Genomic DNA, 12,245 nt, shown 5'->3' on the forward strand with positions numbered 1-12,245 from the left:
GTTCTCGGCTGTATGGGCAAGAGCGGGCGCGGCTCCTAGAGTGCGCCGGGACGGCGGCTCCCGGCCCGAGACGGTGGTTCGATGCGGTTGACGATGCTCACCGACGAGTTCGCCGGCGTGACGCACTACACCGGTGGCATCGGCACCCACTTCCGCGCCATCGCCCGCGCCGCGCGGGACTCCGGGTGGGACATCCGGGTCCTGCTCGGGCACGACCCGCGAGCGGGGGAGCTCAGCCTCGGGGAGGACGACTTCGCCGTCGAGGTCCTGCCCGTCCGTCCCTGGCGTCAGGTCGTGCGGGCTCGGTGCATGGCCGTGGCCTTCGACGAGCGACTGTCGGCCCTCACCGAGGACGACGTGGTACTGGCCCCGGAGTGGGGCGGCTGGGCGTCACGGCTCACCGCGAGGGCACCGCGTCCGTTCCGTCTGGTGACCAACCTCGCGACCTCGCTCGCCCAGGTGCGCGCGATCGAGCCGTTGAGGGGTGCGCGGCTCGAGCAGCGAGTGCAGGACCTCGCGCAGGTCCGAGCCGAGCGGCGACAGGCGACCGACTCGTCGGCGCTGCTGGCGATCAGCAGCCACATCCTCGACTGGGCGAGGCGGCTGTGGCCCCTCGACGGTGTTCCCGCCGCGGTCATACCCAACTTCCTGGACGCCGGAGAGATCGCCCGGATCGAGCCCCGCCGGCCGCCCCAGGTACCTCAGGGAGCACCGCTCATCGCCTACTGCGGACGCGTCTCGCGGTGGAAGGGCGCCGACGTGGTCGCCGCGGCGATGCCGTCCGTGTGGGCGGAGCACCCCGACGCCCGGGTCGTCTTCGTGGGTCGTCTGCCCGACCACGATCCCGACATCCTGTCCGCCGACCCACGAGCGGTCTACCTGGGGAACCTGCCTCGGGACGAGGCCCTAGGAGCGGTGGCTGCGGCCGACGTCGGCGTCTTCCCCTCCCGATTCGAGGGATTCGGCATGGCCGCTCTCGAGGCGAAGGCCCTCGGCGTCCCCGTCGTCGCCACGACGGGCAGCGGTTTCACCGACTTCTGCACCGACGGGGTGGACGCGGCACTGGTGACGCCCGGGGACCCCTCGGGCCTCGCGGACGCCGTCATCGGGCTGCTGTCGGACGACGAGAGGAGACGGTGTTACGCCGAGGCCGGGAGACGTCGGGCCGAGGCGTTCACCGCGGAGGCGGTCGGGCCGACTCTGGTCCGGTTCCTGCGAGGCGACCGGTGACCCCGGGCCCGCGGGTCTCCGACACTCCGGTGATCTCCGTCGTCATCCCCGCCCGGGCAGTTGCCGCCACCCTCGGTCAGCAGGTCGAGGCCGTCCTGCGGCAGTGCGTCGACGTGCCGTTCGAGCTGGTGATCAGCGTCAACGGTCCCGACGACGGCACCCGAGCCGTCGCGGAGTCCTACACACGGGCGCACGCGAACGTCGTGGTGGCCGACTGCGGCCTCGCCGACGGCATCAACCGCGCCCGGAACGTCGGTGTGCATGCCGCACGAGGGAGCCTCGTCGCGCTCTGTGACGCGGACGACGTGGTGCAGCCGGGCTGGCTCGCGGCCATCCTCCGTGCCCACCGGGAAGGCGCGGACCTGATCGGTGGTGCGCTGCTCCGCGTGTCCTCGGCCTCGGACCGGCCAGGACGCTTCACCGTCCCCGCCGAGGAGGACAACCTGCACTTCCTGCCGTGGGCCGTGGGGGCCAACTGCGCGTTCACGCGGGCGCTGTACGACGAGGTCGGCGGGTTCGACGAGTCGTTCCGGGGAGGAGGGGACGACGCAGACTTCTGCTGGCGTGCCCAGCTGCGAGGACACCGTCTGCACTCCGTCCCGGACGCCGTCGTCCTGTACTCCGAGAGGTCCTCGCTGCGGGAGCTCTGGGCGCAGCACCTCAAGTACGGCGAGTCCCAGGTGGCGCTGTACCAGAAGTTCTCCGCTCACGGCATGCGGCGGAGCTCGGCGGCCCGTGCCGTCGGCCGGGTCGTCCGCGCTGCCGTGGTCCTCGGCTGGGTCAGGCGCGGGGAGCCGCTGCAGCGCCGCTGGGCGGTGGGCGCCCTGGCGGTCGGGCTCGGGCGGTTCCGAGCCTCGCTCAGGCGCCGGGTCCTCTACCCATGACCTGGCTCCCGCACGCGGTACCGGCCCGGTCCGCGCACGCCAGAGGACGGGCCGCTGCACCGCTCCTCGCCGCCGGCGCGGGGCTGGCCGTCCTCGTCAGCCTCCTGTTCGCCGGTGGCTCCTCCTATGCCGTCGTGCTGTTGGGCGCTCTCCTGCTGGCGCTGTGTGTCGCCGTCGTGCCGGTGGAGTGGGCTCCGTCGTTGGCTCTGGCCGGCACGGTGCTCATACCCGTCGAGTACGCGCCCGTGCCCCAGGAGGTCGCCAGCCTGACGCCCTTCGTCCTTCTATTCGCGAAGCCGGTGTTCGTCACCTTCTGGCAGCGTCGGTGGCAGCCGGGCCTCACGCCCGCCGTCGTGGCGAGCGTCCTCCTCGCAGGTGTCCTCGCCGCGATGGTCCCGTTCTCACCGGACCCGGACTACGGCAGACGGTGGGTGGTGGCCTTCGTCCTCGGGGTGACGGTCCCGGTGCTCTGGGCCTGCCGCGGTGGCCGGACCCGGAGGCTGAGGGCGACCTTCGAGGTGTTGGCGGGAGTCCTCGGCGGCTACGCGGTCGTGGAGACGACCGTCGGGTCCAACTTCCTGCTCGGCAGCTTCTTCGCCGGCAGTCCACTGGCCCTCGGGGACGCCTGGTCCACCTACCGTGCCACCACGACCCTGGGTCACCCGCTGGTCAACGCGGCCTTCCTCGCCTGCGGTGCGGCGCTGTCCCTCGGGTCGTACCTGGACCGTGGCGACCGGGCGCGGCTGGGTCTCGCCGTGGCGGCAGCCGTGGGAGTGGCCGCAACCGCCTCGAGATCGGGTATCGCCGCCATGGCCTGCGCGCTGCTCGTGACGCTGCTCCTCAGCGCCCTCGATCGAGCGGCCCGCGTACGGGCGTTCATGGTCACCGCCGTCGGCACGCTGACGGTGCTCTTCCTCGGCGCCACCCTTCTCGGTGCCGTCATCAGCAGGAGCGCTTCCACCGAGGGTGCCGAGTCGAGCGCCTGGCGTGAGCAGCTCTGGCGGGGAGGCCGTCTGCTGGCGGAGACCCGGCCGTGGTTCGGGCACGGGCCGGGGAGTCTCTCCTCACTGTCGCAGCAGATGGGCCTGGGGCCGACCGGCAACTTCGAGAACTCCTGGCTCGACGTGCTCCTGATGAGCGGCCTCGTGGGCGTCGTCCTGATGGCGTGCTTGTTCGCCGCAGCAGGGGCGCGAGCCCTCCGCCACCGGGATCCCGGCGGCGTGGGAGCCGTGCTCGCCCTGGCGATCACCGCAGGGGCGTTCAACCTGTGGGCGGGCCACCCCACGCTCCTCCTGCTGACGGGGACCGTCCTGGCGATCGCGCTGTCCCCCGCCCGGGAGGACCGGTCCCCCGACCGGCCCGTGCGCTCGGCCACCCGCGCGAGCGTGGCCGATGGCTGAGTCGGCCTGGCTCGTCCTGGGCATCGTGGTCAACCGGACTGCCGGCCTGCTCACCACCGTCGTCCTGGCCAGGCTGCTGGCGCCGGTCGACTTCGGCGCCTTCGCGCTGGCCTGGTCGATCGCCGGGGCCCTCCTGGTCCTGGGCGACCTGGGGCTCAGCGCGTCCTTGATCAGCCGCCCCGAGAGCAGCCGCCAGGAGGAACGCCTGCTGGCCGGGACGATGGTGCTGGTGGCCGCGCTGCTGGGGTCGGTCGGCCTGGTGGCCGGCGCGGTGCTCGAGGTGGTGTCCGGCGACGGGACCGGGGCGCTCGTAGCGGCGCTCGCGGCCGTGTTCGGAGCGAGCGGCTACTCGGGTTTCCTGATGGCGTGGGTCCGACGCCGTCTGCGGTTCCGCACGGTCTGCGCCGGTCAGGTCCTGCAGGCGTTGACCAGCGCTGCGGCGTCCATCGGTGCGGCGCTGCTCGGGTGGGGGGTCTGGTCCTTCATCGCGGGCCAGGCCGGTGGGGTCCTGGTGTTGACCGTGTTCCTGGCACTCGCCGCACGCGGCGGCCGTGCACTCGCACTCCGGATCCGTCCTGCACTGGCGCACGTTCGTGAGGCGAGGGCCTTCCTGGCGCAGGGAGGCATCGGCTTCCTGAGCCAGAACGTAGACAACTACGTCGTCGGCCTGCTCAACGGCAAGGTGGCGCTGGGTTACTACTCGATGGCCTACCGGTTGTCCGAGCTGCCGTACGTGGGTCTCGCGGACCCCATGGGCCAGGCCCTGTTCGCCACGGCGGCCCAGGAACCGGACGAGGGACGCCGACGGCGGCTGCTCCTGGGGACCGTCGCCGTCGTCGCCGGTGTCGTCGCGCCGGCGATGCTGCTGCTCTGCGTTCACGCCCCCGTCGTGGTCCGTGTGGTCCTCGGCGAGCGATGGGTGCCGATGACCGGGATCCTGCAGGTCCTGGCGGTGTGGGGGCTGCTGCGTGCCGTGCAGGGTGTCTTCGGCTGGTACCTCAACGGGGTGGGGCACGCCGGCTGGATGGCGCGCTTCGCGGCTTGTCTCCTGCCGCTGTCCGGGATCGCGATCGTCATCGGCGCTGTCGTCGGAGGACCGCTGGGGGTCGCTCTGGCCATGGTGCTGGACATGGCCGTCAGCACGGTCGTGCTCGCCGCGCGCGTCGTCGCGGTGCACCGCCTGCCCGTCTCGGCCCTCGGCCGGGCGGCGGCCACACAGGGTCTGGCGCTGCTCGCGATGGGCGTCAGCGTGCTCCCGTTCGTGCTGTCCGGGTACGCCACCGGCTGGCCGAGTCTGGTGGTCGCCGTGGTCGTCCCGCTGCTCGTCTACGTCCTGGCCCTGGCAGGCGCCGCCGTGGCGCTCGGCGTACCGACGTGGCTCGGGCTCGTGCGCCTGCCGTCGCGGAGAACGACTCGGCCGTCCCCGTCAGAGGGCGTGGACGGTCACCCGGCGGAGGTGGACCCGGGAGCCCCCCGGGGCGTCTCCCCCGGGCACCACGACCGACACCAGCCCGCTCCCGATCGAGTCGTCCCCGTCGTCGGAGGTGACGGTGCTGCCCGGTTGCTCGCCCGCACCGTCCGGCCAACAACCCCACGCGACCTGCCTCCCCTGGGTCCGGAGCCGGAACCACCAGCGGCTTCCCGGTTCCAGGGGCAGGTCGGACCGTGAGTCCACCTTGGTCCACGTGCCCTCCGTGGACCGCAGCAATGCCACGACACCCCTCGCCGCCGAGACCTCCAGCGCGTGGCCCTTGCCGGTCGGGACGTCCGGGGCCGAGCCGCGGACCACGAGCCGGAAGTGGGACTCCGAGCCCCTGTCACCCAGCTCGACCTGCACGGTCACCTGGACGTCGCGGATCGGGGGCAGCGTGCTCACGACGGCCACCCGGTCCTCGCTCGGATCGCCGGTGGTCCCGGACGCGAGCAGAAGCCGGTTGCCGTCGATCCCCACGGTCGCGCCGGCACCGGACCCGACGAGGGCGGTCCACCGGTCCGCGGAGGGCAGGGCACCGTCCGTGCCGAGGAAGCGGTCGTAGAGGTCCGGGGGGGTCTCGAGGGCCAGCCCCAGGACGGCGGTGGGGGCGAGGGCGCTGGTGTGGGTTGCCACCGTGCCGATGATCGTCGTCTGAGACCGATCCCCGACGACGTCGGCGGCGAGGCGGTGCCGTGCGTCCCCGCCCTGGCAATGCAGCCCCTCGACGAGAGAGACGGCACCGGGCGTTGCGACGTCCACGCCGTTGGCCTCGCCGTCGGTGCCGGTGTGCGGTGAGTTGTAGACCTTGGGAGCGATGAGCCGGGCCCCGTGGCCCCCCATCGAGAAGCCGGTGCCCCTGGGGGTGTCGGCGATGCAGCCGATGTAGGCGTTGCCGTACGCCCCGTCCGACTCGCGGAAGCAGGCGACCATGTTGTTGCCGGTGCGGACCTGGCCGTCCACCACGCCGTGGTTCCAGGCGTGGACGGCGATGAGGGAGTTCCCACCGGTCTCGGTCGAGACGCCGATGTCGCAGCCGTTCACCGTCCCCGACAGGACCGTGCAGTCGCCCGCGTTGCGCAGCCAGATCCCGATGCTGTCCGGGGGGACGGCCCGGCCGTTCGGGCGCCACACAAAGGCTTCGCTGACGTGCCCCTCGTAGGACCTGCGAGCAGAGGCCGGATCCCCCAGGACGATGCCGTACTGCACCGGGGACTGGACGTGCGGTGTGCGCAGACGGTAGGCGGCGAAGGACCGCAGGTAGACCCCCACCGTGGCCAGGTCGTTGCAGTCGAGGACCCCCTGGCAGTCGATGAACTGGTCCTGGGCGAGCTCGTCGACCGCCGTGTCCAACAGCGGCCCCATCGCCGCTCCTGCGCGCAGGACGGCACCGGGCCCGATCAGCACGTCGACGCCCGACGGGATCGTCACCGTGTCGGTCAGCACGTAGACGCCGGGCGGGAAGGCGACGGCCTGCCTGCGCGGTCGAGCCGTCACGCCGTCGTAGGCGTCGGGGACGCTCCAGATCTCGCCGGCGGCGGCGAGAGCGGCTCGGATCGCGCGGGTGTCGTCCGTGCTCCCGTCTGCCGTGGCGCCGTGGTCGGTGACGTGGACGTACTCCTCCGTCCGGTCCCCCGACGCCGGCCGTGGTGTGCGGTCCGCGCCGAGAGCCGCACCGACGACCGCACCTGCGCCGGCGCTCCCGCCGTAGGCCAGGAGGCGACGGCGGTTGACCATCCGGCCGGGTCCGGGGGTGTCCGCAGGAGCCTGCATGTCGGCGCTCGGGGGAGCGCCTGGCCCGCGTCCCGCGGGCGGCGCGGGGACGGGGTCCTCCGATGACGGGTCCGGTCGGCGGGTCGACATCGCGGCAGCGATCAGGAACCGGTCGCCAGGTCCGCCACCGACCGAAGAAACCGCTCCCGGGAGAAGCGCTCCTCCAGGACCTGCCGTGCGCGACGGGCCGCCTCCGCGAGGGCCTCGGGGGTGAGGGACGTCAACGCGATCACGAGCTCCTCGGGCGTCCGGACGACCCGTGCGGCGGCGTCGTGGGGGACCCCTTCCATGGCGACCGGCGTCGCGATCAGTGGTACGCCCAGGGACATGAGCGTCAACGTCTTCAGCTTGACGCCCGCACCTGACCAGACCGGGACCACCGCCGCAGCCACCCCGACGCAGGCGTCGGCGAGGTCCTCGACGAATCCGCGGTAGTCCACGCCCGGGAACCTCGTGAGCCGTTGCACCTGCTGCGGCGTCGCGCCCGTCCCCACGACCCTCACCGTGAGGTCCCCGGAGCTCAGCAGTGGCTCCGCGGCGCGGAGGAAGGTGAGCAGCCCGTCCCAGTTCGGGAGGTAGCCGAAGGTGCTCATCCACAGCACCGTCCTGCTGCCGTGGTCGAGACCAGGGGCGAGCGGCAGGGGGTCGACGGCCGACGGGACGACGGTCGTCGGGACGGCCCGGAAGTACCGCCCCAGCCGCCGCCCCTCCTCGTCGGACGTCACCACCACCCGGTGGACGCTCTTCAGCACCCGCCGCTCGAACACGTAGCTCAGGGGGAGGCTGGCCAGGGCCCGGACCTTGCCGTAGGGGGAACTGATCGTCCGGAGGGCGTCGACCGCCGACGCCGTGACGACGTTCGACTTGTCCAGGACGACCTGGGTCGCACGGACGTCCGGGGCGCACAGGCCGGCCGGCTCGCCCACGAGGACGGCCAGGTCGAAGGGCGAGGTGCGGCACAGGGACGCCACCTGGCGGCCCAGTGCGGGGCTCCACTGCCGGTACGTCCACGGGGGGCTGGCCGTGGCGATCCCGCGGAGCACCCGCCTGGCCCGGGCTGCCGGCCGCCGCGGGTCGGCCTGCCAGAGGGGGAGGGTGATCAGCTCGACGCCGGGTAGCCGCTCTCTCAAGTCGTCGACGTCGCGCTGCGTCGTCCCGGGGCGCGAGACGCACACCGCGGTCAGAGCGGTTGACGAGGCCAGCCCCTCGAGGACCATCAGGCGGCGCAGCGCATCCCCGTGGTCCTGGGGCACCGGGAAGAAGGTCACGACCGCGAGCGCCCGTGGCCGCTGCTCCCCGGGGACGTCACGGTCACCGACGGACGTGTCACCGGCCGACGACAGTGCGGTACACCTCCTCCAGGCGCTCGACCTGACCTCGTGGCGTGAAGCGGCTCAGATAAGCCCGCCGGCTGGCACGGCCCATGCGCTCCAGCGTCTCCCGGGCCAGGACCGGGGCCACGAGGGCGGCGATGGCCGCAGGAGAGCTGTCCACGTCGAAGAGGAGCCCGTTCTGCCCGTGCTGGACGACGGTGGGACAGCTCCCGATCCGGGGTGCGACGAGTGGCCGCCCCATGGAGGCGGCCTCGAGCAGTGAGAGCGGCAACCCCTCCTGCCGGGAGGTCAGCATCACCAGGTCGGCTCGGCGGAGGAATGGAACGACGTCCCTGTGTTCCCCCACGAAGGACAGTCCCGGCACCCGTCTGCGCTCGACCTCATCGACGCACTCGCGCCACAGGTCCCCCGTCCCCACCCACACGGCCTCGACCCGCTGCTGTCCCGCGTTGAGCTCGGAGACGACGTCGATGAACCGGTGCGGGTCCTTCGCCTGGGTGACGCGGGCGACGACGAGGACGCTGGGCGGCCGCCCTCCCTGGCTGACGGGCAGGGGAGGTGGCGTCCCGCCGCTGAGGTCCGGCACCGAGTTGACGACGGTGGAGATCCTGTCCGGCGGGCGACGGAAGTCCCGCACGAGCATGTCGGCGACCGCCGGGCCGCACGCGACCAGGTGATCCCCACGGAAGGACACCCACGTCTTGTGGTCAGGGGTGAAGACGTTGTGCACGTGCTCGACGACGCGCAGCCGGGTTGCTGCCCGTGCCACCCGTGCCTGCAGGGCGACCGTCCGCTGGTGTGCGTGCACGACGTCGAACCGCCCACTCCGCAGCGCCCGGGCGAGCCAGAGGAAATAGTGCAGCTTCTGGAGACGGGTCTCCCGTGCTGGGGAGGCCAGTCGCCGCACGCCGTCCGGCAGTTCCCCCCAGAGCTCCCCACCGGCTGCGGCCACGACGGTCACGGCGTGTCCCCGAGCGCACAGCTCGCGGCTGAGGTCGACCACCACCCGTTCCAGGCCGCCCACGCCAAGACCGTTGGTCAGCATCATCACCCGATACCGCGGGGAGCCGGACGGCGTCGTGGGGTCCGAGCCGCCTGACACCGTGACGGCGGCGCCGAGAGGCGGCACCTCGGTGAGCGGCCGGGACGACCCCGCCACTCGACCAGCCCGACGTCGTCCGCCGGTGCCCGGCCGGACGGTGGGGTGCCGGCCCGGGAGATGCTCGGGCAGCGCCGGCCTCCGGACGGCCGCCCGCCGGTGAGGACCCATGGACCCACCTCCCTCCCGTGAGCGGGGCCCCTGCGAGTCAGGCACGAAGGGCTCCAGTCGCACGCCGAGGAGGCAGCCGTGACAGCCCGTCGTCGTGACGGGCACCGATGGTGGCAGCGCCGGCACGGGACAGGCAACAGGCCCGGCCGCGGACCAGGCACTTCACCTCGCGGTGCCGCCCGGGCGCCGGTAACGGTGGTACGGACGCGCTGTCTTCCGACCACCCTGCGTGACCACAGCGCTCAGCTGGGGCCCTCGCCCGGCGAGGAGGCCGCTCAGAGCCCGGTACGGCAGCGAACGCCCTTCCCCGCGCAGCGAGCGGCCCATATGGTCCGGCAGTCCGGGCGTCCGGCGCCCGTCCAGTGCCGCGGCCACGAGAGCAGGACCCACCTTGCAGATCCGAGATGTCCTCCCCGCCCTGAGGTCGGGATGGTGGCTGTGGGTGGCCGTCGGCCTCCTCGGCGCCGTCACCGCGTTGGTGGTGAGCCAGCTGACCACGCCGCTGTACACGTCGAGCATCCGGCTGTTCGTCTCCGCCACCGGCTCGACGTCGGCTTCCGAGGTCTTCCAGGGCAGCCAGTTCTCGCAGCAGCGGGTCACCTCGTACGCGGAGGTCCTCCGGGGCGAGGAGCTGGCGGCCCGCGTCGTCCGTAGGCTGGATCTCGACGAGACCCCCGAGGAGCTGAGACAGCGCATCACCGTCGCGACGGTCCCCCAGACGGTGATCCTCGACGTCTCCGTTCAGGACTCCTCACCCGAGGCTGCGCAGCAGATCGCCGGAGCGCTGAGCGACGAGTTCATCCGTCGGGTCACCGAGCTCGAGGCGACCGACACCGGCGGCGTCGTACCGGTCAAGATCACGGTGTCGGACGGCCCGGACCTCCCCGACGGGCCGAGTGTGCCGCGGACCCGCCTCAACGTCGCCGTCGGGTTGTTCGCGGGATTGCTCATCGGCGGCATCCTGGCCGTCGCGCGCGCCCGGTTCGACCGCACGGTGAAGGACCCGGAGGAGGCGGTGGCCGTGACGGGGAGCCCCGTCGTCGGCCTGGTGGTGGAGGACCGCTCCCTCGGGAGGACGGGTGCGGCCGTCCGCGGCAGGACGGACGGCGCGACGGAGGACTACCGGCGGTTGCGCGTCGGCCTCCGGCGGCTACCCGCGCAGGAGGAGCCCAGGGTCGTGCTCTGCACCAGCCCGCTGCCCTCTCAGGGCACCACCACGACCGTGGTCAACCTCGGGCTGAGCCTAGCCGAGGCCGGACGGCGGGTGACCGTCGTCGACGCCGACCTGCGCGACCCGGCCGTTGCCCGGTACCTCAAGATGGCCGACGGTCCCGGCCTGGCCGACGTCCTGACCGGTGGCGTCGGCCTCGACGACGTCGTCCAGCGCCGTGGTCCCGACGGGCTGCGCGTGATCGGGGCCGGGTCGGCGTCGGCCGATCCCGGTGAGGTGCTCACCTCCGACCAGATGGGCACGGTGCTGGACAAGTTGCGCGCAGGGAACGACTACGTGCTCATCGACGCGCCACCGGTGCTGTCGGTGGCCGACGCTACGGCGGTGACAGCGCACGTGGACGGGGTCCTGTTCGCGGTGCGCTACGGCAGAGTCCGGAGCGAGCAGCTGCTCGAGGCCGCCGAGGCCGTGGAACTCTCCGGCGCGCACCTCCTCGGAGTGGTCCTGACCATGGTCCCCCGATCGGTTCGGTATCGATCCCGGGGCTACGGCCACGAGTCGGCCGACGACCACAGCGGAGCCCACCGGGCGTAGCTGGGCCCCGCCCGGCGTGCCGGGGATCTGGGCAGCCACGGATCGCGAGCCTGAGTGCTTTAGCGCGCCATGGAGCTGCGCAGCCAGGCTGCGCGGTCTCCGTCGGGCCCCTCGGCCGGGGTGATAGCCACGCGCATGCGCCAGACGGGGCCGGACATCCGCATCGTCGCCACGGCACGGAAACCGACCTTCTCGATCGACCGCTGTGTCACCTCGTTGTCCTGGGCGATCTTCGTGATGATCGTCCTGACGCCCTCCTCGGCCGCGAACGCGTCACCGAGCGCCGACCATGTGCCCGGCGCCACGCCGCGGCCCCGGAACTCCGGCGACGCGATCGAGTCCTCGAGCAGGACGACGTCGTCCGGTAGGGGCACGCGGTGGTGGGGCGCGCCCGGAGCGGGCGCCCAGCCCCGGAAGATCCAGCAGCGGAACGCGAGCCGGTCGTCCTCGACGGTGAGCCACAGCTCGCTCCCGGCCGCCAGACGCTCCTGGACGAGCGCCGGCGTCATCTGGGCGACCGCCTGGTCGCTCGGGATCTGGTCGAGCAGCCACATGTCGTCGAGCGAGCCTCGGCGCACCACGAAGGTCTCGTCGAGCCTGCGGCGTGGCCGGTCCGGATCGGTCACGTCGAGCGCCATCCAGACCATCTCCTCAGCCCACGAAGTCCCCGGCAACAGACGGAGGGCGGCGCGCTTGGCGGCACCGACCGGACCGAGCCGACGAACGAGCTCGTGTGTGCGGGACAGCGTGCTCATGGCACGCACCTCCGTGAGTCGGGGCGGCTTGCACCGCCACAGCTGGGCACCTGACCTGCTGGGTCGGTCGGGTCCGGGTGCGAGCGCTGGTCAGGGAGGCGGATCGTGGAGACGGTTGTACTGGATCGGCTCCACCCGTGGTGGGTCCCGGCGCACGGAGGTGGTGGCGGACGCGGAGGACGGGCGACCGCCGAGGCGAACGCCCGTGGGAGACGGACCCCGGATCCCGGGTCCGCACGGCTAGGGTGAGTCGCCGTGCCCAGGCACCTCCTCGCCGTCTGTTCGACCGGTGGCCACCTGACCGAGCTGCTGCAGCTCGTGCCACGGCTCTCCCCGTCGTTCTCGTCGGTCGACTGGGTGACC

At 72.8% G+C, this 12,245-nt stretch carries 8 protein-coding genes and 1 pseudogene; 5 read left to right on the top strand and 4 right to left on the bottom strand.

Features of this window, described 5'->3' with window-relative positions; translation table 11 throughout:
- Nucleotides 1-81 precede the first annotated feature (81 nt).
- Genes ACWIZO_RS08615 through ACWIZO_RS08630 form a run of 4 tightly spaced genes read left to right on the top strand, consistent with a single transcriptional unit; the run spans nucleotide 82 to nucleotide 5,183 of the window.
- Nucleotides 82-1,230: a glycosyltransferase family 4 protein gene (locus tag ACWIZO_RS08615; protein WP_448642072.1), complete on the top strand. Its 1,149-nt coding sequence runs from the start codon at nucleotides 82-84 to the stop codon at nucleotides 1,228-1,230.
- Complete coding sequence (locus tag ACWIZO_RS08620; protein ID WP_448642073.1) at nucleotides 1,227-2,114, top strand: glycosyltransferase family 2 protein; 888 nt, start codon at nucleotides 1,227-1,229, stop codon at nucleotides 2,112-2,114. The genes ACWIZO_RS08615 and ACWIZO_RS08620 overlap by 4 nt, the downstream gene beginning before the upstream one ends.
- Complete coding sequence (locus ACWIZO_RS08625) at nucleotides 2,111-3,514, top strand: O-antigen ligase family protein (RefSeq protein WP_448642074.1); 1,404 nt, start codon at nucleotides 2,111-2,113, stop codon at nucleotides 3,512-3,514. The genes ACWIZO_RS08620 and ACWIZO_RS08625 overlap by 4 nt, the downstream gene beginning before the upstream one ends.
- Nucleotides 3,507-5,183 (top strand): oligosaccharide flippase family protein, encoded by a 1,677-nt coding sequence (locus ACWIZO_RS08630; RefSeq protein ID WP_448642075.1) that lies wholly within the window; start codon nucleotides 3,507-3,509, stop codon nucleotides 5,181-5,183. The genes ACWIZO_RS08625 and ACWIZO_RS08630 overlap by 8 nt, the downstream gene beginning before the upstream one ends.
- A gap of 1,203 nt (nucleotides 5,184-6,386) precedes the next feature.
- Here ACWIZO_RS08630 and ACWIZO_RS08635 read toward each other — a convergent pair.
- The 3 genes and pseudogenes from ACWIZO_RS08635 to ACWIZO_RS08645 all read right to left on the bottom strand — a co-directional run.
- A pseudogene (locus ACWIZO_RS08635) lies at nucleotides 6,387-6,848 on the bottom strand (glycosyl hydrolase family 28-related protein); the annotation flags it as partial.
- Between the two features lie 11 nt (nucleotides 6,849-6,859).
- On the bottom strand, nucleotides 6,860-8,026 hold the full coding sequence (locus ACWIZO_RS08640) for a glycosyltransferase (protein WP_448642076.1): 1,167 nt from the start codon (nucleotides 8,024-8,026) through the stop codon (nucleotides 6,860-6,862).
- A 58-nt stretch (nucleotides 8,027-8,084) separates the two neighbouring features.
- Nucleotides 8,085-9,116: a glycosyltransferase family 4 protein gene (locus ACWIZO_RS08645; protein ID WP_448642077.1), complete on the bottom strand. Its 1,032-nt coding sequence runs from the start codon at nucleotides 9,114-9,116 to the stop codon at nucleotides 8,085-8,087.
- Between the two features lie 475 nt (nucleotides 9,117-9,591).
- Here ACWIZO_RS08645 and ACWIZO_RS08650 point away from each other — a divergent pair, with 475 nt between their 5' ends.
- Complete coding sequence (locus ACWIZO_RS08650) at nucleotides 9,592-11,127, top strand: polysaccharide biosynthesis tyrosine autokinase (protein ID WP_448642078.1); 1,536 nt, start codon at nucleotides 9,592-9,594, stop codon at nucleotides 11,125-11,127.
- A 59-nt stretch (nucleotides 11,128-11,186) separates the two neighbouring features.
- On the opposite strand, the gene ACWIZO_RS08655 is transcribed toward ACWIZO_RS08650, so the two are convergent.
- Nucleotides 11,187-11,882 carry a hypothetical protein gene (locus tag ACWIZO_RS08655; protein WP_448642079.1) on the bottom strand — a complete coding sequence of 232 codons (696 nt, stop codon included), beginning with the start codon at nucleotides 11,880-11,882 and terminating at the stop codon, nucleotides 11,187-11,189.
- Between the last annotated feature and the right edge of the window lie 363 nt (nucleotides 11,883-12,245).

The sequence above is a fragment of the Geodermatophilus sp. URMC 63 genome (genome assembly GCF_053502565.1).

Coding starts and splice junctions, on each gene's coding strand:
- ACWIZO_RS08615 (WP_448642072.1), top strand. CDS start 82: ATGCGGTTGACGATGCTCACCGACGAGTTCGCCGGCGTGACGCACTAC.
- ACWIZO_RS08625 (WP_448642074.1), top strand. CDS start 2,111: ATGACCTGGCTCCCGCACGCGGTACCGGCCCGGTCCGCGCACGCCAGA.
- ACWIZO_RS08630 (WP_448642075.1), top strand. CDS start 3,507: ATGGCTGAGTCGGCCTGGCTCGTCCTGGGCATCGTGGTCAACCGGACT.
- ACWIZO_RS08655 (WP_448642079.1), bottom strand. CDS start 11,882: ATGAGCACGCTGTCCCGCACACACGAGCTCGTTCGTCGGCTCGGTCCG.